The organism is Enterobacter cloacae complex sp. P18RS (assembly GCF_014982105.1).
In the GTDB taxonomy this organism is placed as follows: domain Bacteria; phylum Pseudomonadota; class Gammaproteobacteria; order Enterobacterales; family Enterobacteriaceae; genus Enterobacter; species Enterobacter hormaechei_C.
Genome location: NZ_JADCKV010000017.1, coordinates 18443 through 41606 on the forward strand (window position 1 = coordinate 18443; position 23164 = coordinate 41606).

The 23164-nt window shown below is 55.9% G+C and carries 20 protein-coding genes; 9 read left to right on the forward strand and 11 right to left on the reverse strand.

Annotated elements, in window-relative coordinates:
• Positions 1-85: 85 nt before the first annotated feature.
• Together ptsP and rppH are read right to left on the reverse strand one after the other, a co-directional pair.
• Positions 86-2332 carry a phosphoenolpyruvate--protein phosphotransferase gene (ptsP, locus tag INF61_RS13570; RefSeq protein ID WP_015571752.1) on the reverse strand — a complete coding sequence of 749 codons (2247 nt, stop codon included), beginning with the start codon at positions 2330-2332 and terminating at the stop codon, positions 86-88.
• A 12-nt stretch (positions 2333-2344) separates the two neighbouring features.
• The gene (rppH, locus tag INF61_RS13575) at positions 2345-2875 is read right to left on the reverse strand and encodes an RNA pyrophosphohydrolase (protein WP_003862791.1); all 531 of its coding nucleotides are present in this window, start codon (positions 2873-2875) and stop codon (positions 2345-2347) included.
• A gap of 683 nt (positions 2876-3558) precedes the next feature.
• On the opposite strand from rppH, the gene mutH reads away from it, so the two are divergent.
• The 3 genes from mutH to INF61_RS13590 all read left to right on the forward strand — a co-directional run bounded on the left by mutH (position 3559) and on the right by INF61_RS13590 (position 5771).
• A complete protein-coding gene (gene mutH / locus INF61_RS13580; protein ID WP_047055894.1) occupies positions 3559-4251 on the forward strand; it encodes a DNA mismatch repair endonuclease MutH in 693 nt (230 codons plus the stop codon).
• A gap of 128 nt (positions 4252-4379) precedes the next feature.
• Positions 4380-4598, forward strand: a complete 219-nt coding sequence (locus INF61_RS13585; RefSeq protein WP_003862794.1) for a YgdI/YgdR family lipoprotein — start codon at positions 4380-4382, stop codon at positions 4596-4598.
• Positions 4599-4730: 132 nt separating this feature from the next.
• Positions 4731-5771 carry an NADP(H)-dependent aldo-keto reductase gene (locus tag INF61_RS13590; RefSeq protein ID WP_015571754.1) on the forward strand — a complete coding sequence of 347 codons (1041 nt, stop codon included), beginning with the start codon at positions 4731-4733 and terminating at the stop codon, positions 5769-5771.
• A 93-nt stretch (positions 5772-5864) separates the two neighbouring features.
• Here INF61_RS13590 and lplT read toward each other — a convergent pair whose 3' ends face one another.
• Complete coding sequence (gene lplT, locus INF61_RS13595) at positions 5865-7058, reverse strand: lysophospholipid transporter LplT (protein ID WP_003862801.1); 1194 nt, start codon at positions 7056-7058, stop codon at positions 5865-5867.
• Positions 7051-9210 carry a bifunctional acyl-ACP--phospholipid O-acyltransferase/long-chain-fatty-acid--ACP ligase gene (gene aas / locus INF61_RS13600; RefSeq protein WP_047716749.1) on the reverse strand — a complete coding sequence of 720 codons (2160 nt, stop codon included), beginning with the start codon at positions 9208-9210 and terminating at the stop codon, positions 7051-7053. Before aas ends, lplT begins: the two co-directional genes overlap by 8 nt.
• 617 nt (positions 9211-9827) lie before the next feature.
• Between aas and galR the strand changes: the two genes are divergently transcribed.
• A complete protein-coding gene (gene galR / locus INF61_RS13605) occupies positions 9828-10850 on the forward strand; it encodes an HTH-type transcriptional regulator GalR (protein WP_003862806.1) in 1023 nt (340 codons plus the stop codon).
• Here galR and INF61_RS13610 read toward each other — a convergent pair.
• The 4 genes from INF61_RS13610 to INF61_RS13625 all read right to left on the reverse strand — a co-directional run bounded on the left by INF61_RS13610 (position 10805) and on the right by INF61_RS13625 (position 14890).
• Entirely contained in the window at positions 10805-11281 is a 477-nt protein-coding gene (locus tag INF61_RS13610; RefSeq protein WP_017692731.1) for a GNAT family N-acetyltransferase, read from the reverse strand. The genes galR and INF61_RS13610 overlap by 46 nt on opposite strands.
• Positions 11278-12051: an FCD domain-containing protein gene (locus INF61_RS13615; RefSeq protein ID WP_003862809.1), complete on the reverse strand. Its 774-nt coding sequence runs from the start codon at positions 12049-12051 to the stop codon at positions 11278-11280. Before INF61_RS13615 ends, INF61_RS13610 begins: the two co-directional genes overlap by 4 nt.
• Positions 12052-12129: 78 nt before the next feature.
• Entirely contained in the window at positions 12130-13557 is a 1428-nt protein-coding gene (locus INF61_RS13620; protein WP_023304354.1) for a glycoside hydrolase family 1 protein, read from the reverse strand.
• 7 nt (positions 13558-13564) lie between these two features.
• Positions 13565-14890: a PTS sugar transporter subunit IIC gene (locus INF61_RS13625; protein WP_023304355.1), complete on the reverse strand. Its 1326-nt coding sequence runs from the start codon at positions 14888-14890 to the stop codon at positions 13565-13567.
• A 299-nt stretch (positions 14891-15189) separates the two neighbouring features.
• Between INF61_RS13625 and INF61_RS13630 the strand changes: the two genes are divergently transcribed.
• A complete protein-coding gene (locus INF61_RS13630) occupies positions 15190-16227 on the forward strand; it encodes a LacI family DNA-binding transcriptional regulator (RefSeq protein ID WP_017692728.1) in 1038 nt (345 codons plus the stop codon).
• Here the strand turns inward: INF61_RS13630 and lysA are convergent.
• Positions 16197-17459 carry a diaminopimelate decarboxylase gene (gene lysA, locus INF61_RS13635; RefSeq protein WP_017692727.1) on the reverse strand — a complete coding sequence of 421 codons (1263 nt, stop codon included), beginning with the start codon at positions 17457-17459 and terminating at the stop codon, positions 16197-16199. The two genes, INF61_RS13630 and lysA, sit on opposite strands and share 31 nt — an antisense overlap.
• A 120-nt stretch (positions 17460-17579) precedes the next feature.
• Here lysA and INF61_RS13640 point away from each other — a divergent pair, with 120 nt between their 5' ends.
• Positions 17580-18506 (forward strand): LysR family transcriptional regulator, encoded by a 927-nt coding sequence (locus INF61_RS13640; RefSeq protein ID WP_193547844.1) that lies wholly within the window; start codon positions 17580-17582, stop codon positions 18504-18506.
• Here the strand turns inward: INF61_RS13640 and INF61_RS13645 are convergent.
• Positions 18501-19193 carry an aspartate/glutamate racemase gene (locus INF61_RS13645; RefSeq protein ID WP_032669287.1) on the reverse strand — a complete coding sequence of 231 codons (693 nt, stop codon included), beginning with the start codon at positions 19191-19193 and terminating at the stop codon, positions 18501-18503. The genes INF61_RS13640 and INF61_RS13645 overlap by 6 nt on opposite strands.
• Before the next feature lie 135 nt (positions 19194-19328).
• Here INF61_RS13645 and INF61_RS13650 point away from each other — a divergent pair, with 135 nt between their 5' ends.
• Positions 19329-19652, forward strand: a complete 324-nt coding sequence (locus INF61_RS13650) for a cupin domain-containing protein (protein WP_090280061.1) — start codon at positions 19329-19331, stop codon at positions 19650-19652.
• A gap of 33 nt (positions 19653-19685) precedes the next feature.
• Here the strand turns inward: INF61_RS13650 and wzz(fepE) are convergent, their stop codons facing one another.
• Complete coding sequence (gene wzz(fepE), locus INF61_RS13655) at positions 19686-20822, reverse strand: LPS O-antigen length regulator Wzz(fepE) (protein ID WP_045141962.1); 1137 nt, start codon at positions 20820-20822, stop codon at positions 19686-19688.
• Positions 20823-21366: 544 nt separating this feature from the next.
• Here wzz(fepE) and INF61_RS13660 point away from each other — a divergent pair.
• Positions 21367-22257, forward strand: a complete 891-nt coding sequence (locus tag INF61_RS13660; RefSeq protein WP_023304356.1) for a carbohydrate ABC transporter permease — start codon at positions 21367-21369, stop codon at positions 22255-22257.
• Positions 22250-23152, forward strand: coding sequence for a carbohydrate ABC transporter permease (locus INF61_RS13665; RefSeq protein WP_193547845.1), 903 nt, complete (start codon positions 22250-22252; stop codon positions 23150-23152). Before INF61_RS13660 ends, INF61_RS13665 begins: the two co-directional genes overlap by 8 nt.
• The last annotated feature ends 12 nt before the right edge of the window (positions 23153-23164 follow it).

Sequence of the window (23164 nt, forward strand, 5' to 3'; positions counted from 1 at the left end):
GGTTTCATGCGCGCTGTTCCCTCTCACCCTATCCCTCTCCCTCAAGGGAGAGGGGGGCGTCCGAGCCGTCATTATTTTGTGGGGATCAGCGGCCGCCGCGGATCAAACCGCCCATGCCGCGTCGCTCCATAAACGCAGCCACCTGATGGCGCACTTCGGCTGCCAGCTGTGCTTCCAGGCTACGCGCGGCCAGTTCGCGCGCCTCATCTTGTTCGATGTGACGTAACAGGTATTTCACACGCGCAACGGAACGTCCGTTCATTGACAGGTGACGGAAACCGAGACCAATCAGGATCGCCACGCACATCGGATCGCCGGCCATTTCACCGCACAGGCGCAGGTCGATATTATGCTGCTCGGCTTCGCGGGCGATCATCGCCAGGGCACGAAGCATCGCCGGATGCAGGCTGTCGTAGATGCTGGCAACGCGCGTATTGTTGCGATCGACCGCCAGAATGTATTGCGTTAAGTCGTTGGTGCCAACGGAGATAAAATCAACGCGGGTCGCCAGCTGCGGCAACATAAAGACCATCGAAGGCACTTCAAGCATCACGCCAATACGGGGTTTAGGGATCGCATAGCCGATCATCTCTTCCACTTCGCGCCCTGCACGTTCTATCAACCGCCGCGCTTCGTCGATCTCGTCAATACTGGTGACCATCGGCAGCAAAATGCTGAGATTCCCCGTGGCCGCGTTGGCACGCAGCATCGCACGAACCTGGATAAGGAAGATTTCCGGCTGATCGAGGGTTATGCGGATCCCACGCCAGCCGAGGCAGGGATTCTCTTCACTGATGGGCATATAGGGCAGTTGCTTATCCGCGCCGACGTCCAGGGTGCGCAACGTGACGGGTTTATCGTTAAACATCTGCAACATGCCCTGATACTGCGCCACCTGCTCCTCTTCTGACGGGAAGCCGCTTTGCAGCATAAACGGTATTTCGGTGCGGTAGAGGCCGATGCCATCGATGCGGCTGCCGAGCTTCTCTTCATGCTCAGGGCTTAAGCCAGCATTGAGCATCACCTTCACACGCTCACCGCTCTTGAGCTGCGCGGGCAGGTTGACGTCATCTTCCGCCAGCTTGCTTAATTCATTCTCTTCGCTGATAAGACGCTGGTACTCCTGAAGGAGAACCGGCTCAGGATCCACCAGCAACTCACCGCGGTATCCGTCCACCACCAGCGTACGGCGGTGCAGTACGGAGGGCTGAATATCCGCCCCCATCACGGTCGGAATACCGAGCGCGCGCACCATAATGGCGGCATGGGAGTTAGCTGCGCCATCGCGCACCACTACGCCCGCCAGCCTGTCCTGCGGTAATTCCGCCAGCGTCGTCGCCGAGAGTTCATCGGCCACCAGTACAAACCGGCTCGGCCAGGCATTCGCCCCCTGAATAGTATCATCAAGGTGGAACAGCAGACGTTGCCCAAGCGCGCGTAAATCGCCGGCGCGCTCTTTCAGATAACCGTCAGTCAGCACCGCAAACTGCTCGGCAAATTTTTCAATGACCTTTTTAACCGCCCACTCTGCCACCGAACCTTTATCGACCTCGGCAAATAACTCACGACGCAAACGCGCATCGGAAAGCAGGTGTGAGTAGAGGTCGAAAATGGCCGCCGTCTCTTTTTGCGCGCCAGCGGCAAAGCGTTTGCTGTAGCGACGAAACTCATTCGCCGCCTCTTCCAGCGCAGCGGTAAGCCGTTCGCGCTCAAGCGCTTCATCCAGCGTCGAGGCTTCATAGACCTGCTCCATCAGGGGGAGCGTGGCATCCATCCAGCCTTCGGCAATCGCGACGCCCGGCGAGGCCGGAAGCGCGCGGATGCGGGTATGACGATACTGCCCAAAAAGGGCTGCCAGCTGAGACTGGGAGAGGATCGCAGCCATCTGCGTTGCCAGCGTGACGAGGAAAGACTCCTCGCTTTCGTCGTACTGACGCAACTCTCGCTGCTGGACAACAAGCACGCCAAGCAGTTGACGACGCTGAATAATCGGCACGCCAAGGAAAGCGCGGAACCGCTCCTCTTTGACGGAAGGGATATATTTGAAGCTGGGATGTTTTTGCGCATCGGCAAGGTTGATTGGCTCCGCCAGTCGCCCGACCAGGCCAACAATACCTTCATCAAACGCGAGCGTGACGGTACGTCCCCGTGGTTTTTTTAAACCGCGGGTTGCCATCAGGTAGTAGCAACGTCGGTCATGGTCGGCCAGGTAGACCGAACAGACCTCGGTTTCCATCGCAAGACAGATGTCCGTCACCAGAATATTCAGCGCCTCGTTGAGGCGAGGCGCACTGGCAACCTTTTCAACTATTTCTCGCAAGCGGGTGAGCATGATTTGCGTAGCTTAACCTCTTTTACGTCGCCAGGCAGGTGCGCTCTGTGGCTTCGGAGGCGTCTCCTGAAGCTGCATCACGACACTTGCGAACTCTTTCATCACCCTACGATATACATCGCGCTTAAATGACACGACCTGACGAACCGGATACCAGTAGCTTACCCAGCGCCAGCCATCAAACTCTGGCGTGCTGCTGGTTTGCATATTGATATCTGAATCGTTGCCCACCAACTGCAAAAGAAACCACTTCTGTTTCTGGCCGATACAAACCGGCTTTGTGTCCCAACGCACCAAACGTTTCGGTAACTTGTAACGCAACCAGTTGCGGGTCGAAGCCAGGATGCGAACATCTTTTCGGCTTAAACCAACCTCTTCAAACAGCTCCCGGTACATCGCTTGTTCTGGGGACTCTCCGGGATTGATCCCGCCTTGCGGGAACTGCCAGGAGTGCTGACCATATCGCCGGGCCCACATCACCTGGCCCTGACGATTACAAATTACTATTCCTACGTTTGGGCGGTAGCCATCGTCATCAATCACCGGACTACCCCAAACTAAATCTGATATATGAATGATTGTTTCACACTACAGGGAGGCGGTAAACCACTCTCTTACAGGCCTGCAACCTAATAACATTTGAATAACTCACAATTTAGTGCGGAGTTATAAACAGATGCGGGCGACAGAGACCATTTTTATTCACCTTTTCTGTGGATATAGTTGTGAAGAAGTGCGGAATTACCGATGAACAACCTTGTAGCCCGACGAGCCGCCAATTTACCTCGCTTATAACAAATCATTTAAATTCATATGATTATATTGAAATTAAGGGTATCCAGGGCGATAAACGTGACGATCATCACATCAAAGATCCTCCTGCTGATGAAAGATCGAACAGCGTCGGTTTTATCCACAGTTTGTGCCAATAAGTTAGGCACAATTTGTGTGAAAATTCGATTTTCATCGCACGTCAAGGCTGTAAATTGAAACAGTAGTGGCAGTTATTCCCAGTTATCCCATTTTTCTGTGGATAACATGGTGTAAGATCCTGTTTATTGTCAGTGACCAGAATTGCACAACCTGTTTTTTAGCCGCCGCGGGACGGATTGTATTCTAAAAAAGATGATATAAATCATCCACATGGAATAGGTGCACAGAAAAAGGTAAACTCTGTCCACAAGGGATAAAATATCAGCTCATTTTTTAATCAAAAGGTCGTTAGCATGCAATCTCTCACCCCACTGCTCTCTCCTCCCGTCAGTGAAGCCCAGTTGCTCCAGCAGGCACAACGCCTGGCAGGCTATTCACTGGGCGAGCTGGCCGTGATGGCGGGGTTGACGATACCCAACGATCTAAAGCGTGATAAGGGCTGGATCGGCGTGTTGCTGGAACGCTGGCTGGGCGCAAGCGCGGGCAGTAAACCCGAGCAAGATTTTGCGGCGCTGGGGGTGGAACTGAAGACGATCCCCATCGATAGCCAGGGGCGGCCGCTGGAAACCACCTTTGTCTGCGTTGCGCCGCTCACGGGTAACAGCGGAGTGACATGGGAAACCAGCCACGTCAGGCATAAGCTGAAGCGGGTGTTGTGGGTACCCGTTGAGGGCGACAGGCAGATCCCGCTGGCTGAGCGTCGCGTTGGCGCCCCGCTGCTCTGGAGCCCGAATGAAGAAGAGGAGAGACAGCTTTCCCAGGACTGGGAAGAGCTGATGGACATGATTGTGCTGGGACAGGTTGAGCGTATCACCGCCCGGCATGGCGAAGTGCTGCAACTTCGTCCCAAAGCCGCCAACAGCAAAGCGCTCACTGAAGCGGTAGGCGCACAGGGCGAACCGATCCTGACGCTGCCGCGCGGTTTCTATCTTAAAAAGAATTTCACCGGGGCGCTGCTGGCACGCCACTTCCTGTTGAAAACATAGTTTTTTACCAATTTTGCGCTCCGGCTAACATAATCTCCTCCTTTTTAAGATTTCCCCCCTTTCACCTGTCGTAATATCAGGTTATTACTACACTATGATTTGATACGAGCCAGGTGAGGATGAGAACGATGAAAAAATGGGCAGTAATTATCTCAGCAGTCGGTTTAGCGTTTGCGGTATCGGGTTGCAGTAGCGACTATGTCATGTCAACGAAAGATGGTCGTATGATCCTGACCGATGGCAAACCCGAAGTCGACGACGATACCGGTCTGGTGAGTTACCGCGATCGCGAAGGCAATCAAATGCAGATTAATCGCGACGAAGTCTCCCAGATCATCGAGCGTTAAACAGATAAAGGTCAGTAGCTTGCTGGCCTTTTTGATTTTTTCCTTCCCCTTTTGCCTTCCCTCTGCCATGTTTATATTCCTTTGTCGGGAGGTTCCTGACGCAGTCTGTATGTCAAAAAAAGGAAACCGGCTATGCATTATCACCGTATCCCCCACAGCGCTCTGGAGATCAGCCAACTGGGGTTGGGCACCATGACATTTGGTGAACAAAACAGCGAAGCCGATGCCCATGCACAACTCGATTACGCCGTCAGCCAGGGCATTAACCTGATTGACGTGGCGGAGATGTACCCCGTTCCTCCCCGCCCGGAAACACAAGGTCTTACTGAAACGTATGTCGGCAACTGGCTGGCGAAACGCGGCAATCGCGAAAAGCTGGTCATCGCCTCCAAAGTCAGCGGCCCTTCCCGTAATAACGATGCCGGGATCCGCCCTAACCAGATCCTTGATCGCAAGAATATCCGTGCCGCGCTGGATGCCAGCCTCAAGCGCCTGCAAACCGACTATCTCGATCTTTATCAGGTGCACTGGCCGCAGCGTCCGACGAACTGCTTCGGTAAGCTTGGCTACACCTGGAACGAAAGTGCTCCGGCAGTTACCCTGCTGGAAACGCTGGAAGCGCTCACGGAGTGCCAGCGGGCGGGTAAGATCCGCTACATTGGCGTTTCCAACGAGACGGCGTTTGGCGTGATGCGCTATCTGCATCTGGCCGATAAACACGACCTGCCGCGCATCGTGACCATTCAGAACCCGTACAGCCTGCTGAACCGCAGTTATGAAGTGGGTCTGGCGGAGGTGACGCAGTACGAAGAGGTGGAACTGCTCGCCTACTCTTGCCTGGGCTTCGGTACCCTGACGGGCAAATACCTGAACGGCGCGAAACCGGCTGGTGCGCGTAACACGCTTTTCAGCCGCTTCACCCGCTATAGCGGCGAGCAGACGCAAAAAGCCGTTGCGGCCTACGTGGATATCGCGAAACGCCACGGACTCGATCCGGCGCAGATGGCGCTGGCCTTCGTGCGTCGTCAGCCGTTTGTGGCGAGTACCCTGCTCGGCGCAACGACGATGGATCAGTTGAAAACCAATATTGAGAGTTTCCATCTGAACCTGAGTGAAGAGGTATTAGCGGAGATTGAAGCGGTGCATCAGGTATACACCTACCCGGCACCGTAATAAAAGCAAAACGGCAACGTGCGTTGCCGTTTTTAGGGTTTTCACCCTCTCCCCGTGGGAGAGGGCCGGGGTGAGGGCATCAGGCCGCACAATTCAACGACGACGCTGCCAGACCCACAGACCGCTAATCGCCAGCGCGAACAGCGCGCCGAATCCTACCCCGATTGCCACGACCGGCGCACCTGCTTTTACCGCCAGCGAGTAAATCCCCAGCATCAGTAACATCGCCATGTTTTCACCAAGGTTTTGCACCGCAATGGCGTTACCCGCCCCAACGGTCTGCTTGCCGCGCTCCTGCAACAGCGCGTTTAGCGGCACCACAAAGAAACCGCCTAACATGCCGATCAGCAACAGCAGGGCATAGGCAGGCAATAGGGCATGTTGCAGGGAGAAGAATAGAACGCCGACGCCAATCAGGATCCCCGCAGGCATGCAGCGCGCGACGGTTTCCAGCGTCACCAGTTTTGCCGCAGCCCCGGCCCCGACAACAATCCCGACGGCGACCATGGCATTCAGATAAGTCGGCGTGGCGTTGTCAGTAATGCCCAGCGCCACCGGCACCCACAGCACCAGCAGGAAACGCAGCGTAACGCCGGCCCCCCAGAACATGCTGGTGCCCATCAGCGAGAAGCGTGTTTCACCGTTACGCCACAGTACGCGGCAGGCGTTGAAGAAGCTGCCGGTCATTGGCCCGAAGCGCCAGGATTGCCCCGGACGCGCCACGGCCAGTTTGGGGATAAACAGGTTGGCGATCACCGCGCCACCGTACATCAGGGCGCAGATGCCAAGCGCGGCGAGCACATGCCAGTCTGCCAGTACGCCACCCGCCACCGAACCCAGCAGAATAGCCGCAATGGTGGAGGACTCCATCAGGCCGTTGGCCTTCACCAGCTTATCACCGGTGGTGAGCTCACCCAGAATACCGTACTTCGCCGGGGAGTAGGCTGCCGCACCAATGCCCACCAGCGTGTAGCCGACAAACGGGTTGATACCAAAGCAGATACTTGCCGCGCCCAGAAGCTTAAGGCTGTTGGCAAACATCATGACCCGACCTTTCGGGAAGCTGTCCGCCACCTGGCCGACAAACGGCGCAAATACGATGTAAGCACCCACAAACACCATCTGTAGGATCGGCTGGCTCCAGTCGGGATAAAACTCAGCTTTCAGCAATGCCAGCGTGGCAAACAGCAACGCGTTATCGCCGAACGCGGAAAGAAACTGGGCGGCGATAACCGCCATCATGCCTTTCGACCAGATTGAAGTGTTAGTGTGCACTGACTCACGCATTTTGCTGTTCTGCCTCTTCAACCATGCCCTTCAGGGTCACGAAATCGGGTTTACCGCTGCCCAGCACCGGTAACTGTTTGAGGTAACGAATATCGCGGGGGACCGCCAGCTCGGGGATACCGTGTTCGCGTGCATACCTGAGCAGCGCATCACGCTTCAGTTCACCGTCTGTCGTGAAGAGCACCAGCGCCTCGCCTTTACTGGCATCACTTTTCACCACGGTCGCATGCATTTTCTCCGCCGAGACTGCGGTCGCCAGCGTTTCGACCATTTCAAGAGAGACCATTTCCCCGGCGATTTTGGCGAAGCGTTTTGCACGTCCCTGGATCTGCACGAAGCCCTGATCGTCGAAGCGCACGATATCGCCCGTGTCGTACCAGCCCATTTCAACCTCGCCATTGACGTTCTCGGCCGTCGGCGCCTCAAGCACGCCCGGGTTTTCCACACGCAGATAGCCGTTCATGACGTTCGGCCCTTTCAGTTGAAGACGTCCGCCGTCTTCAATACCCGGCACCGCCAGCAGACGTGCGTCCAGCCCCGGCAGAATGCGGCCAACCGTTCCCGGTTTTGCCGCCATCGGAACGTTGATGGAGACCACCGGCGCGCACTCCGTCACGCCATAGCCTTCCAGAATGCGCAGGCCAAACTTGTCCTGCCAGATCTGGCGCGTGCTGTCCTGGAGTTTTTCCGCCCCCGCCACCACGTAGCGCACGCGGAAAAAATCATACGGGTTGGCGAAGCGCGCGTAGTTTCCGAGGAAGGTGGACGTCCCGAACAGCACTGTGCAGTTACGGTCATAAACCAGCTCCGGCACAATGCGGTAGTGCAGCGGGCTTGGGTAGAGGAACACCTCGGCACCGGTCAGCAGCGGCGTAAAGAGCCCCACGGTCAGGCCAAAGGAGTGGAACAGCGGCAGCGCCGACATAAAGCGATCATTGGCGGTAAAGTCAGCAATGGTTTTAATCTGTTCGACGTTCGCCAGAATGCTTTTGTGGCTGTGAACCACACCTTTCGGGTTACCTTCAGAGCCAGAGGTAAAGAGGATAATGGCATCATCCTCCGGCTGCTGCTTAACCTGCGCCAGACGCGGCATCAGCAGGTGCGCGAAAATCCACAGCTTGTCGGCGGTCGTGACGTCTGCTTTCAGATCTTCCAGGAACACCCAGCGCACCTGCGTCAGCTGTTCCGGCAGGTGCCACAGCTTGCCTTTATCCAGGAACTGGCGGGAGGTAAAGACGGTGTTGATTTGTGCGGCGGTAATCGCGCTGGAGAGCCCTTTCACGCCCGCCGTGTAGTTCATCATCGCCGGAATGCGGCCCCGGGAGACGGCACCAAAGATTACCGCCGCGCTGATACCCGCGTTTGGCAGCATCAGGCCGATCTTTTCGCCCTGTTTGCTGTACTTTTCCAGAATACGCCCGACAAACAGCGTTTTGGTCAACAGCTTACGGTAGGTATCCGGCGTAAAATTGATGTCTTCGATGCAGTTTTTCTTCGCACCGTAGCGATACTGCGCCGACAGCAACGATTCATACAGCGTTTCGCGCGGGCGAACGGCCATGCGCGCTTCCATCATAATCTGGTGCAGCATTTCCCCGGCGATTTTACGGCGGTCGCGCGCGCGCGGCGCCTCGGGCATCGGCAGTGACGTCGGCGGTAATATATGCAGGGTAATTTTCGGGAACAGACGCTGCTTCACCAGCCCTTTCAGACGGCTGAAAAAGGTCAGCTCAGCCCCGTCGATGCGTAGTGGCACGACGGTGGCCTGAGACTTCGCCGCGACAAAACCGGCCCCGTCGTAAATTTTCATCAGGGAGCCCGTCACTGAAATACGCCCTTCCGGGAAGATAACCACCGGGCGCCCCTGCCCAATCAGACGCACCAGATGTTTAATCATCATCGGTTTGGTTGGGTCGAGCGGGACAAAATCAATCAGCGGTTTGAGCCAGCGCATGTACCATTTTTCACTGATGGAGCTGTAAACCGCGAAGACGGGCCGCACGGGCAAAAACAGCGCCAGCAATACGCCATCAAGAAAAGAGACGTGATTCGGTGTGATAAGCACACGCTCGCCATAGAGTGCCTGCGTATCGCCAGTCACGCGGATGCGAAACAGGACACGAAACAGTGTGCGGAAGAACCCAAAAAGCATTTCAACTCCCTTTGCCAGCCAGTGTGAAAGGTATAAATGGTGGCAGATTACACGAGAAGTAGTGAGGGAGCGATAGCAAAAACAGAGGCGAAAAAAAACCTGCGCATCCGCGCAGGTTGGTGCAAGAGAAGAGTACGAAAACGTACCAGGAATTCTCACCAATCAATACCTCTGGGATCTTGATTGTGGCCTCCGGCGACAGGCTTCGCCAGCGGGAAAACGCAAGGGAATGAGCCGAAGTGCAACCAGGTGTGAATATTCTCTTTTGCTGTTACAGGTTGAACTTACAGGCAAAAAAAAACCTGCGTAAAACGCAGGTTGGTGTAAATCGTGTTAATCAACCGAAGTTGATTCCACCTATCAATACCTCTGGGATCTCGACTCTAGCAATTCACTACGCATCGTTGCTAACGGACAATCGCAACAGCCTGAGGCAAAGTGTAACTAAAGGTTCAGATTGACATTATTCAGACATGACTGGCTGTGTAACGATTACACCGCGAGGGATGTTCTGCTTCACGTTTGCAGAGGACGCTCACCCGCTCCCCTTGAATGCGCGCCGCTTTTCCGCAACACTAGTTAGTGTGTAAACGCTTACCCCAATAAGAAGGTATTGAATGGCGACAATTAAGGATGTGGCTCGTCTGGCCGGTGTTTCCGTCGCGACCGTCTCCCGCGTGATCAACAACTCCCCTAAAGCGAGTGATGCATCGCGCCAGGCCGTGCAGGACGCCATGGAAAACCTGAATTATCACCCTAACGCCAACGCGCGCGCCCTTGCCCAGCAGTCGACAGAAACCATCGGGCTGGTGGTCGGGGATGTATCCGATCCGTTTTTCGGTGCAATGGTCAAAGCCGTAGAACAAGTCTCTTATCACACCGGTAATTTCCTGCTGATTGGTAATGGCTACCACAATGAACAGAAAGAGCGCCAGGCCATTGAGCAACTGATCCGTCATCGCTGTGCGGCGCTGGTGGTCCATGCCAAAATGATCCCCGACGCCGAGCTGATCCATCTGATGAAACAGATGCCGGGGATGGTGATTATCAACCGTATTATTCCCGGTTTTGAAACCCGCTGCGTGGCGCTCGACGACCGTTACGGCGCATGGCTCGCAACCCGTCATCTGATCCAGCAGGGCCATACCCGAATTGGTTATCTGTGCTCCAACCACCCAATTTCCGATGCGGAAGATCGCCTTCAGGGCTATTACGACGCGCTGCGCGAAGCCGGTCTGCCGTGCAACGATCGTCTTGTGGCGTACGGAGAACCGGATGAGAGTGGCGGCGAGCAGGCGATGACGGAGCTGCTGGGCCGCGGGCGGAATTTCACCGCCGTGGCCAGCTATAACGACTCCATGGCCGCCGGCGCAATGGGCGTGCTGAATGATAACGGGATTGACGTCCCGGCAGAAATTTCGCTGATTGGCTTTGATGATGTGCTGGTATCGCGCTACGTGCGCCCTCGCCTGACCACCGTGCGCTACCCGATTGTGACCATGGCAACGCAGGCGGCAGAACTGGCGTTAGCGCTGGCCGAGCATCGCCCGCCACCGGAAATTACCCACCTGTTCAGCCCAACCTTAGTGCGCCGTCACTCGGTGGTATCGCCCGCGGAAGCCGTGAGCGAACAGCGATAGAGATGGACGGTTTTATCCGGGTATTCCAGCGCATCGCCGATGTAGTGCCAGCCGTAACGTTCGTAGAAGTCGCGGCAGGCAGACCAGAGATGAAGCTCGTGATACCCGGCGCGTCGCGCGTAGCCGATAACATGCTGCTGAAGTTTTCCCGCCAGCCCGTTTCCCCGGGCGGCTTCATCGACATACAGCGCAGCCAGCCAGGGGTAGAGATCCTGCCGGGAAATTAAATCGCAACGCCACAACCCAACGGTGCCCAGCAGCTGGTCATCCTCAACGGCAATAAAGGTGAGCGGTAACTCGCCCGGCGTCAGGCTGTGCTCAACAATGCTCTGGAAAAAGGCACGCGGCATACCTTCACCAAACGCGTTCCAGATCCAGTCGATCACCCGCTGTGTAAACTGCGGCGCAGCGTGAAGCGGCAGTATATTCACACCAGTTTCCCCTGGAAAAGGGGGACCGATTCAAAGAGATAGCCGTCAAAATCGGGCGCGTCTTCGTCTGACAGCTCAAGCAGGCTCTTTTTGACGTTTTCAAGATGCTGGAACATCGCCTGCCACGCCCCCATCACGTCGCGGCGGCGGAGCGCAGCGAGAATGGTTTGCCTGTCGCCGAGCCATTTCAGCCGCCATGCGCGGCTGGCGATGTGGCCGTTGAATTGCTGCCACAGTGGGCTGCTGTCCATGTGATGCCAGACGCTTTCAACGGTCGCCAGCAGCATCTGGTTTTGTGTGGCCCCCGCCAGTACCAGGTGGAACATTTTGTTGTTGTCCTGGCTGCGATCGTCGGCGGCAATAGCCCGTTGCTCCTGCTCGATGATGCGGCGCAGGTTGTCGATATCCGCCCGCGTCGCCATTTTTGCGGCAAAGGCGGCAATGTTGCTTTCAAGCAGCTGACGCGCCTGGAGAATTTCAAACGGACCCACGTCACTGTTCAGAAAACGTTCTTCCTCGTTTTCATGCTCCTCCGGAATGCGCATCACGTACACGCCAGACCCCTGGCGAATATCCACCGTCCCCTGTAGCTCAAGCATCAGCAGCGCCTCGCGCACGATAGTGCGGCTCACGCCATACGTCTCGGCGATGTTGCGCTCCGGCGGCAGACGCGATCCCACGGGATAATGCCCCTGGATAATCTGCGCCCGTAAATCCTCGCCAATCTCCTGGTACTGTTTTTTTTCCGGCAGGATGACAGCCTTATCCACGTTTTCACCTGTGTTTTTCAGTTAATGCGCGGGCCGGACGTCCTCCCGGCCAGTTTGTGCGCTATTTTACCAGAAGGCTTACTTCCATTCATCGTCAACCCTGAGCGTCATCACACGCTCATCGCGCAGCTGGCGAAACCAGGATGCCGATTTCTTTGCCCGCCGTGCGCGATGGTTTTCAAGGTCGATCTCAATAAGCCCGTAGCGGTTTTTAAACGCGTTCATCGGGGAGACGTTGTCGGTGAAGGCCCACAGCATATAGCCGTGGCAGTTAGCCCCCGCCTCCCGCGCCAGCAGCGTGTAATAAAGATGTTCGCTGATAAACGCGATGCGGTATGCGTCATCGATAATGCCGTCGCGATTGCGAAACTCCGCTTCGTTCTCCACGCCCATCCCGCTTTCCGCCACAAACCAGTCAATGTTGCGATACTCGTTTTTAATCCGCATCGCCATATCGTAAATAATGCGCGGGAAGATCTCCCAGCCGCGGGAGGTGTTCATCCTCCGCCCCGGCAGCTCGAACGGCTCGTAGTAGTACGCCGGGTGGAACGGCGTCTCCAGGTGCCAGGCGCGGGACGGGGCTTTGACGCGATGCGGGTAATAGAGGTTAATGCCCAGCTCGTCGACGGTGTTGTCGGCAATCAGCGCCAGCTCGTCAGCCGTGTATTCCCACTGCACCTGATGCTGCGCCAGCAGGGTAAAAAGCGCCTGCGGATAGCGCCCGTGCACCAGCGGGTCGAGAAAGACGCGGTTATAGAACAGATCGTACATCTCTGCCGCCCGCACGTCATGCGGCGCGCGCGAGCGCGGATAGGTCACTTCCGGGTTAAGAATACAGCCCACCGAGCCGTCATACCCTTTCTCGCGAAACAGCTTCACCACTTTCGCCGTCGCCAGCACCTTATGGTGGTTCCACTGCATCCAGGTGCTGGTGTTCTGCTCATAGGGCCAGCGCAGCGCGTCGAGGTAGACGCGCGTCTGGACCACAATCGGCTCGTTGAAGGTAAACCAGCGGGTGACTTTGCCGTGAAAGCGCTCAAACACCTTTTCCGCATAGCGAACGAACAGCTCGACGACGTGCTTCGACGCCCAGCCGCCGTAGGTCTCCAGCAGCACGCCCGGCAATTCGTAGTGTTCCAGGCAGATCATCGGCTCAATGCCCTGACGGTGCATTTCATCGAACAGCGCGTCGTAATAGGCGGCGTACTCTTCATCTACGGTGGCGTTTTCATAGTCGGTCAAAAAGCGCGACCAGTTGATCGAGGTGCGATAGTGCGTCAGTCCCGCCTGCTTCATCAGCGCCACGTCTTCGCGAAAGCGATTGATAAAGTCGGTTGCCACCGCCGGGCCGTAGCCGTTGTGCCAGACGTGACGATCGTTCTTGTACCAGAGATCGATCCACGAATCCTGCCCCGGCTTTTTGCCGCTCCAGCCCTCGGTCTGCCAGGCCGATGCCGCCGCGCCCAGCATAAAATCTGGCGGTATGGTTATCTGTTTTATGCTCATCCTGTCCTCATGCGTTATCGGTGGCTTGTTGCAGTGCGGCCTGATCTGCGCGGCGTGAGGCAATTTTCACAAACGGCAGATAGATAATCACCGCGGTCACGATGCAGATAAACTGGGTGATCACCGCCCCCATGGAGCCCGCGGTTGACAGCCAGGCGTTGATCAGCGGCGGCGTGGTCCAGGGCACCATCACCACGGCTTTCCCGGCAAATCCGGTCACGGTGGCAAAGTAGCCAATCGAGCCCGTCACCAGCGGCGTGATGATGAACGGGATAGCCAGGATCGGGTTGAGCATGACTGGCATCCCGAAGATCACCGGCTCGTTGATGTTAAAAATACCCGGGCCGATGGAGAGCTTGGCGATCTCCTTCATCTCTTTACGTTTGGTGGCAATCATGACGGCTATCAGCAGGCCGATGGTCAGGCCGGAGCCGCCGATGCTCATATAGACGTCCCAGAACGGCATGGTGATGATGTTTGGCACCTCTTTGCCCTGCTCGAACGCGCTCATGTTAACGGTGATTGCCCCCAGCAGCAGCGGCTCGCGGATCGGCTTGATCATCTGGTTGCCGTGGATACCAATCACCCAGAACAGCTGGGCGACAAACATCAGCAGCAGGATCCCCGGCAGGCTTTGCACCACCCGCTCCAGCGGCTGTTGCACCACCTGGTAAACCGCGTCGTAGAGATACATACCGGTAATCTGATGAAACACGAAGCCAAAGGTGGCGATGGCGGTGGTGGTGATAATGGCCGGGATCAGCGCAGAGAACGACGCGGCGACGTTCGGCGGCACCGTGTCCGGCATCCTGATTTTCAGCCCCTTACGGTTTTCCAGCCAGCAGTAAATCTCCACTGACAGGATGGCGATAAACATGCCGAGGAACAGGCTGCGGGTATCCGAGAACTGGCGCAGCAGCACGTCTTTCACCACGTGCATCTCGCCGTCCACCAGCATTTCCACCGTCGTCGGCGTTACGCAGATAAAGCAGATCACCGCCAGCAGGCCGGGGAACAGAGACTTAATGCCGTTAATACGCCCCAGTTCAATGCCGATTAAAAACACCGCGCCGATGTTAAGAAAGTTGAGCGTGGCATAGTTCAGCGCGCTGGTGATCGGCTTTAACGCCGCCAGAAACGACAGCGACTGAAAGCTCGCCAGGCCGTTTTTCGGATCCAGCACCATATTGGAGATCAGTACCGAGAACGCCCCCACAATGATGACCGGCATTAAGGTAATAAACGCAGACTTAATCGCCTGGATATAGCGATAGCTGTTGAAGGTGGTGGCAAAACTGCCCAGAGCGTCGATCAGTTTTTCCTGAAATGCCATAGGGTAATACCTCAGTAAAAGGGCTTTTATTGAATAAGATGGACAGCCGGATACTATTGGTATGCCAAAAATAGCGTCCACAGGCGCTTTGTTCTGTGATTAAGCTCTCAATGAGGTAAGAGGTATTCCAGATTGCGATTTATCACCATTTTGGCATGCCAATGACAGGCATTTATCCCGCGGGCGAGGATCGTTACCGAAAAGCGTGATCGTTATGGGGTTTTGCCCTTCCCACGTCGCTTATGCGCCGGATGGTCTGTGTTAAACTGCAAACCATTACGTGGAAACAGGAATTTCGAATGGCAACAATGCTGGATGTCTCACTGCGTGCGGGCGTGTCGAAGGCCACCGTTTCGCGCGTGCTGAACGGCACAGGTCAGGTTAAAGAGAGCACGCGTCAGCAGGTATTTCGCGCGATGGAGGAGCTGGGCTATCGTCCGAACTTTCTCGCGCGTTCGCTGGCTAACCAGACCAGCAACAGCATTGGTCTGGTCGTCTCGACGTTCGACGGTTTTTACTTTGGTCGTTTGCTACAGCAGGCGTCACGGCAGACCGAAAAGCACGGAAAACAGCTGATTGTTACCGACGGTCACGACGCCCCTGAACAGGAAGAACAGGCGGTGCAGATGCTCGCCGACCGCAAGTGCGACGCCATCGTGCTGTATACGCGTTACATGAGCGAAAAGACGATCCTGAAGCTGATCAACAGCGTGCAGACGCCGCTGGTGATCATTAACCGTGAAGTGAGCCAGGCGGCGGATCGCTGCGTCTTCTTTGAACAGCAGGACGCGGCCTTCAAAGCGGTGGATTACCTGATAAGCCAGGGCCACCGGGAGATCGCCTGTATCACCGTCCCGATCCACACGCCAACGGGTAAAGCGCGACTGATGGGCTACCGTAAGGCGCTGGAGAAGCACGGTATTCGTCTCGACGAGCGGCGGATTAAATACGGCGATGCAGGCATGACGCGGGGTTACGAGCTGTGCAAGGAGCTGATTGCGGAAAAGACATCGTTCAGCGCCCTGTTTGCCTGTAACGATGATATGGCCCTGGGTGCCTCCAAAGCATTACACCAGGCCGGGCTGAAGATCCCGCAGGATATTTCGCTGTTTGGTTTTGACGATGCCCCCAGCGCAAAGTGGCTGGAGCCTGCCCTGTCGTCGGTGTATCTGCCGATCGACAACATGATCATCACGGCGATCGATCAGGCGATCCGGCTGGCAAAAAACCAGCCGGTTGAAGCGATCCCGCCGTTCACCGGCACCCTGGTGTTACGCGATTCGGTGACAACAGGGCCCTGGTTTAATCAGACCAGCTCTAACGCCAGCAGCTCCTGAATGGTCTGGCGACGGCGAATCAGCCGCGCCACGCCGTTATCAAACAGCACTTCCGGCAGCAGCGGGCGGCTATTGTAGTTGGACGACATAGACGCCCCGTACGCGCCAGTATCATGCAGCACCAGATAATCTCCCGGTTTTACCTCTGGCAGCGAACGGGTTTCGACTTTCCCGCCTTCCTGCTGAGTAAAGACGTCACCGGATTCACACAGCGGGCCGGCAACAACGGTCTCGATGCGCGGGGCGTTGACCAGATCGCGGCCATCGGCGGCAAGCGCGGTGATGTGATGATAACTGCCGTACATGGACGGGCGCATCAGGTCGTTGAAGCCAGCATCAATCAGCACAAAGTGACGGCTTCCCATCTCCTTCACGCTCCGCACCTGCGCCACCAGCACGCCAGCTTCGGCGACCAGGAAACGACCCGGCTCAATCTCCAGCTTCACCGCATGGCCCAGATGGGCGGCGATGCTGTCACGCGCGGCGCTCCACAGGCCGTAATAGTGATCCGTGTCGATCGCCTCTTCCCCTTCGCGGTAAGGAATCGAAAGCCCTCCCCCGGCGGAGATCGCCTCCAGATCCTGACCAAAATCGATAACCTGACGCACCATGGCGCCACAGACCTGCTCAAGATGGCCGTAATCCACGCCGGACCCGATATGCATGTGAATGCCCACCAGCTTGAGGTTGTAGCGTTGTAAAACCTCCAGCGCCGCAGGCATATCGGCATACCAGATCCCGTGCTTGCTGTTTTCGCCCCCGGTGTTGGTTTTCTGACTGTGACCGTGCCCAAAGCCCGGGTTGATGCGCAGCCAGACGCGATGGCCAGGAGAGACCTGCCCAAGCTGTTCCAGCATATCCACCGAACCGGCATTGACCGGGATTTGCAGCTCGTGCACGCGCGCCAGCGTGGCGTCGTCAATCAGGTCAGCGGTGAAGACGATCGCGTCGCTGTCGGCTTTCGGATCAAACCCGGCCGCCAGCGCACGTTCGATTTCACCCAGCGATACGGAGTCAACCTTCACGCCCTGCTCGCGCATCAGGCGCAGAATATGAATATTGGAGCAGGCCTTCTGCGCAAAACGCACCACATCAAACTGATGCAGCGCGGCGATCTTCTCGCGCACAATCTGCGCATCGTAGACCCACACCGGGCAGCCGAATTCGGCAGGCAGGCGCAGCAGGTTATCGGCGTTTAAATCGGTCTCAGTCTGGTTGAGTGGGCGTGGCATGGTCGTCTCCGGAAATCTGTTTTTTATCATTACGCCATAGCCTGAAGAGAATAAAAAATATCGTTTTATCTTGAGTCTATGCAAAAATGATATGGACTACGCTCAGCCATCAGGTGCCCTATGCCCGCCGTTAACCTACGCCATATCGAGATTTTTCATGCGGTAATGACCACCGGCAATCTCACTGAAGCCGCGCACATGCTGCACACATCGCAGCCGACGGTCAGCCGCGAGCTGGCGCGTTTTGAGAAAGTGCTGGGGCTGAAGCTGTTTGAACGCACCCGCGGCCGGCTACATCCAACGGTGCAGGGTTTACGCCTGTTTGAGGAGGTTCAGCGCTCCTGGTACGGGCTGGACAGGATCGTGAGCGCGGCAGAGAGCCTGAGGGAGTTCCGCCAGGGCGAGCTGTCCATCGTCTGCCTGCCGGTCTTTTCCCAGTCATTCCTGCCGGTACTGTTACAGCCGTTTCTGGCCCGCTATCCGGAGGTCAGCCTGACCATCGTGCCGCAGGAGTCGCCGCTGCTGGAGGAGTGGCTTTCGGCCCAGCGCCACGATCTGGGTCTGACCGAAACCCTCGTCACGCCAGCGGGAACGGAACGCACGGAGCTGCTGTCGCTGGATGAGGTCTGCGTGCTACCTGCCAGCCACCCGCTTGCCCACAAAGCGGAGCTGACGCCGGCGGATTTTCACGGTGAGAACTATATCAGCCTGTCGCAGACCGACAGCTACCGGCAGCTTCTGGATGGCCTGTTTGCCGAACATCAGGTGAAGCGGCGGATGGTGATGGAAACGCACAGTGCGGCGTCTATTTGCGCGATGGTGCGCGCGGGCGTGGGTATTTCGGTGGTGAACCCGCTCACGGCCATGGACTACGCCAGCAGCGGCGTGGTTCTGCGCCGTTTTAGCGTTTCCGTTCCCTTTACCGTGAGCCTGATCCGCCCGCTGCACCGGCCCGCCTCAGCGCTGGTTGATGCGTTTAGTGAACACCTGATTGCGCACGCGCGTCAGGTGACGCTTCGCTTACCTGACCTGCAAAAACCACTATGACAGCATGAACTCCACCGCATCCGCGGCATGGATGGCGGCGGTATCGAAGACCGTTATCGGGCTTTGGTCTGCCGGCACCAGCAGGCCAATTTCGGTACAGCCGAAGATAACCCCTTCCGCCCCCTGTTGCGCCAGTTTCTCAATCACGCTGACGTACCATGCGCGCGACGTTTCGCTGAAGGTGCCCAGACACAGCTCATCAAAAATAATCTGGTTAATGCGCGCCCGGTCAGCCTCTTCAGGGATCAGGCTTTCAATCCCGAACTGGCTGTTCAGCCGCCCGCGGTAAAAATCCTGCTCCATGGTGTAGCGCGTCCCCAGCAGCGCCACGCGCGTCATGCCGGCGGCACGTATGGCACGCCCGGTGGCATCCGCGATATGTAAGAACGGCAGCGAACAGCGGTCTTCAATCTGCGACGCCACCTTATGCATGGTGTTGGTACACAGCAGAATACCCTGCGCGCCCGCACGCTCCAGCCCGAGCGCGGCGTCCGCCAGCATCTGCCCCGCTTTGTCCCACTCCCCGCTCGACTGGCAGGCTTCTATTTCATGGAAATCCACGCTGTGCAGCAGCAGGCTGGCCGAATGCAGACCGCCCAGACGCTGTTTGACACCTTCATTAATCAGGCGGTAGTACGGGATCGTTGATTCCCAGCTCATGCCCCCTAACAGACCGATCGTTTTCATCTTTCCTCCTGTGCGTTTCACCCAGTGAAGCAAACTTGTGATCGCCTTTCCAGTTATTTGGCTAAACGTTTCCTTTTCGCTGCGGGTGAGATAAATTAATTGAAACAATGTTTCATTACATAACAGGGCGAAAATATGTTTATTTTCCATAAAGAGACCACGCTTGAGGATCTGGGCAACGGCGTGACGCGTCGTATTCTGGCGCACGACGGCAGGATGATGGCGGTGGAAGTGAATTTCGAGCAAGGCGCGATTGGCCCGATGCATAACCACCCGCATGAGCAGCTCACCTACGTTCTCTCGGGGGAATTTGAGTTCACCATTGGCGAGGAGAAGCATGTGGTGACGGCGGGCGACACCCTTTATAAAGCGCCGCACGTGATGCACGGCTGCGTTTGCCTGAAACCCGGCACCCTGCTGGATACCTTTACGCCGGTTCGCGAAGATTTCCTGCAATAAAAAAAGGCGCTCAGTTGAGCGCCTTTTTTGAAGTTATTCCGTAACCGGCTCAGGAAGTTGTTCCGGCAGCGGGTTGCGGGTGCTCATTGCCTCGCGCAGCAGCACGCTGCCACAGGCGAACAGACCACCCACAATACACGCCAGCAGCACGATCAGGGCTTTGCCCGGGCCATCTTTTTTCACCGGCATAGAAGGTGAAAGCTGGTATTTGAACGGCTCCAGGCTCACATCTTCGAAGGAAAGTTTTTGCAGCTGTGCCAGATAGTATTCGCGGTTCTGGAAATCGGCGTTCAGCTCAGAAACGTCCTTCAGATTTTTTTCAATCTGCAATTTCTGCGCAATCCCGTCCGCACCGAGGGCGACGGAATAATCCGGATCGTCTTTCACCGCCTGTCCATTGCTGTAGACCGGCTTTTTGATCCCCGCCGCGTTCGCCACTTCCAGCGAGTAGTTCAGGCGTTGCAGGTTGGTATTATGGATATTTGTCAGACGGACCCGATCCAGCTCCAGCTGCTGCTGAACCGTTTTGGTTCTCAGGATCAGCTGATCGCGAATGTTTTGCATGGTCTCCTGCTCGACGATGCGGGAGATGTACTGAATGTAACCATTCAACACTTTCTGCGCGTCCTCTGCCGTTGGGGCAGTGAAGCTTAACGTCCAGGAGAGGTACGGTGCTTTATCGGCATTTTTTTCCTGCGTGTTATCAACGGCTTTCATCTTTTCGGCAATATTGACCACCGCGCGGTGCAGCTCCAGCGGGTCAACCTGAGCGCCATCGAGCTGAGCCATCACGTAAGGTGAGCTCTTCATGTACTCTTCAAGCAGAGACTGGGACTGAAACTTTTTAACAAACAGATTAAACACATCCGCACGGGTAATTTTCACGTCGACATCAAGCACCTGGAGCGCCACCATCATCTGGCGCAGCGAACTCCACTGCGTCTGTTCCGCGGGCGTAATGACCGCTTTACTGGTCCATTTTTGCGGTATCAGAAAAGCGATTGCCAGGCCGACCAGTGCAAATGCAAAGACAATGGTGATGATGCGTTTTTTTGCTGCCAGCAGGACGTCCAGCAGACCCAGAAGATCTATTTCTTTAGCGCTGACCGCCGGGGGAGCATAGTGAGGAAAATTGAGATCCGTATGTTTTTTGAAATCCATCGCTGACATAACTGTTCTTCTTTTAAGGATGCAGTGAAATTCTGCCTGACTGGTTCCGGTGTAACAAATCATACAAGAATGTAAGAATTATCTGAATGACGAATTGGTACATCTGTAGACCTGCTATCAGATCTGGTAGTTAGCCACGCTGCGTGACTATTGTTATTCCTGCTCCCCTTTTGCTTCATTATCTCTTCCTCATGGGCCGCGGCGAACGTCCATGGAAAGTCAAAAATGCCACCTCCCTCACTATATTGAAACAGCGTTTCGACGCCGATCACATTTCCACCATTAAGCGAATGACGCAGAAATAAATCGCAATAATATAAAATAAAACGATGTTTTAGTATCCAAGAACACCGGTTCAGCTCTTTTGAAACCAGAAGCGCTTACAGCATGAAGAAAGACAAAAAAGCGTTAAAAAACAAACGTAGGTTTTGCCGTTGCCAGACGTTGCACCCTGAATTTCAGCTCCCATGCCGCGCATCGCAGGCCCGGGAAAATGTAACAAAGCAGATTTCGTATTAAACCATTGATTGCCAGGTAGGTATGTATGAATGAAAACAAGCTGCTGGGGCTCGCATGGATATCACCCTATATCATCGGGCTGATAATCTTTACGGCATTCCCCTTCGTCTCATCGTTTTTCCTCAGCTTTACGGATTACGATTTGATGAGTCCGCCGGTGTTTAACGGCATCGAAAACTATCGCTACATGTTTACCGAAGACACGCTCTTCTGGAAATCCATGGGCGTGACCTTTGCCTATGTATTTTTAACCATCCCGTTAAAGCTCGCCTTTGCATTAGGAATTGCCTTTGTCCTGAACTTTAAATTACGCGGCATCGGCTTTTTCCGAACGGCCTACTATATTCCGTCGATCCTCGGCAGCTCCGTCGCCATTGCCGTACTGTGGCGCGCCTTATTTGCCATTGATGGTCTGCTGAACAGCTTTATCGGTGTATTTGGCTTTGATCCGGTGAACTGGCTGGGCGAGCCGTCGCTGGCGCTGATGTCCGTTACCCTGCTGCGCGTCTGGCAGTTCGGTTCCGCGATGGTCATCTTCCTGGCCGCGCTGCAAAACGTACCGCAGTCCCAGTATGAAGCGGCAATGATCGATGGCGCATCGAAATGGCAGATGTTCATGAAGGTGACCGTGCCGCTGATTACGCCGGTGATCTTCTTCAACTTCATCATGCAGACCACGCAGGCGTTCCAGGAATTTACCGGGCCGTACGTCATTACCGGCGGCGGGCCAACCTATTCGACCTATCTGTTCTCGCTCTACATCTACGACACCGCGTTCAAGTATTTCGATATGGGCTATGGCGCGGCGCTGGCGTGGATCCTGTTCCTGGTGGTGGCCGTCTTCGCCGGTATCGCCTTTAAGTCGTCGAAATACTGGGTGTTCTACTCCGCCGATAAAGGAGGCAAAAATGGCTGATATTCAACAACTCTCCACGGCAAGAAGCGTCGCCGAACGCGAAGTGGCCCGCACGCTGCGCAGAGAGAAAATCAACGCCTCCGTTCGCTATGTGATCCTGCTGGTTGCCGGCCTGCTGATGCTTTACCCGCTGGTGTGGATGTTCTCCGCGTCGTTCAAACCGAACCACGAGATCTTCACCACACTGAGCCTGTGGCCAGCCCACGCCACCTGGGATGGTTTCGTGAACGGCTGGAAAACCGGGACCGAGTACAACTTCGGCCATTACATGCTGAATACCTTTAAGTATGTGATCCCGAAAGTGATCCTGACCATTATCTCCTCCACCATCGTGGCGTACGGCTTTGCCCGCTTCGAGATCCCGTGGAAGAAGTTCTGGTTCGCTACGCTCATCACCACCATGCTGCTGCCCAGCACCGTGCTGCTGATCCCGCAGTACCTGATGTTCCGTGAAATGGGCATGCTCAACAGCTATATGCCGCTGTACCTGCCGCTGGCCTTCGCCACTCAGGGGTTCTTCGTCTTCATGCTGATCCAGTTCCTGCGCGGCGTCCCGCGTGACATGGAAGAGGCGGCGCAGATAGACGGCTGTAACTCCATTCAGGTGCTGTGGTACGTGGTGGTGCCGATCCTGAAACCGGCCATTATCTCCGTCGCCCTGTTCCAGTTCATGTGGTCCATGAACGACTTTATCGGGCCGCTGATTTACGTCTACAGCGTGGATAAATACCCCATCGCACTGGCGCTGAAAATGTCCATCGACGTCACCGAAGGCGCGCCGTGGAACGAAATTCTGGCAATGGCGAGCATCTCCATTCTGCCATCCATCATTGTCTTCTTCCTGGCACAGCGCTACTTCGTACAGGGCGTCACCAGCAGCGGAATTAAAGGTTAAGAGGGAAATACC

Coding starts and splice junctions, on each gene's coding strand:
- ptsP (WP_015571752.1), bottom strand. CDS start 2,332: ATGCTCACCCGCTTGCGAGAAATAGTTGAAAAGGTTGCCAGTGCGCCT.
- mutH (WP_047055894.1), top strand. CDS start 3,559: ATGCAATCTCTCACCCCACTGCTCTCTCCTCCCGTCAGTGAAGCCCAG.
- INF61_RS13585 (WP_003862794.1), top strand. CDS start 4,380: ATGAAAAAATGGGCAGTAATTATCTCAGCAGTCGGTTTAGCGTTTGCG.
- INF61_RS13590 (WP_015571754.1), top strand. CDS start 4,731: ATGCATTATCACCGTATCCCCCACAGCGCTCTGGAGATCAGCCAACTG.
- lplT (WP_003862801.1), bottom strand. CDS start 7,058: ATGCGTGAGTCAGTGCACACTAACACTTCAATCTGGTCGAAAGGCATG.
- aas (WP_047716749.1), bottom strand. CDS start 9,210: ATGCTTTTTGGGTTCTTCCGCACACTGTTTCGTGTCCTGTTTCGCATC.
- galR (WP_003862806.1), top strand. CDS start 9,828: ATGGCGACAATTAAGGATGTGGCTCGTCTGGCCGGTGTTTCCGTCGCG.
- INF61_RS13620 (WP_023304354.1), bottom strand. CDS start 13,557: ATGAGCATAAAACAGATAACCATACCGCCAGATTTTATGCTGGGCGCG.
- INF61_RS13625 (WP_023304355.1), bottom strand. CDS start 14,890: ATGGCATTTCAGGAAAAACTGATCGACGCTCTGGGCAGTTTTGCCACC.
- INF61_RS13630 (WP_017692728.1), top strand. CDS start 15,190: ATGGCAACAATGCTGGATGTCTCACTGCGTGCGGGCGTGTCGAAGGCC.
- lysA (WP_017692727.1), bottom strand. CDS start 17,459: ATGCCACGCCCACTCAACCAGACTGAGACCGATTTAAACGCCGATAAC.
- INF61_RS13640 (WP_193547844.1), top strand. CDS start 17,580: ATGCCCGCCGTTAACCTACGCCATATCGAGATTTTTCATGCGGTAATG.
- INF61_RS13645 (WP_032669287.1), bottom strand. CDS start 19,193: ATGAAAACGATCGGTCTGTTAGGGGGCATGAGCTGGGAATCAACGATC.
- INF61_RS13650 (WP_090280061.1), top strand. CDS start 19,329: ATGTTTATTTTCCATAAAGAGACCACGCTTGAGGATCTGGGCAACGGC.
- INF61_RS13660 (WP_023304356.1), top strand. CDS start 21,367: ATGAATGAAAACAAGCTGCTGGGGCTCGCATGGATATCACCCTATATC.
- INF61_RS13665 (WP_193547845.1), top strand. CDS start 22,250: ATGGCTGATATTCAACAACTCTCCACGGCAAGAAGCGTCGCCGAACGC.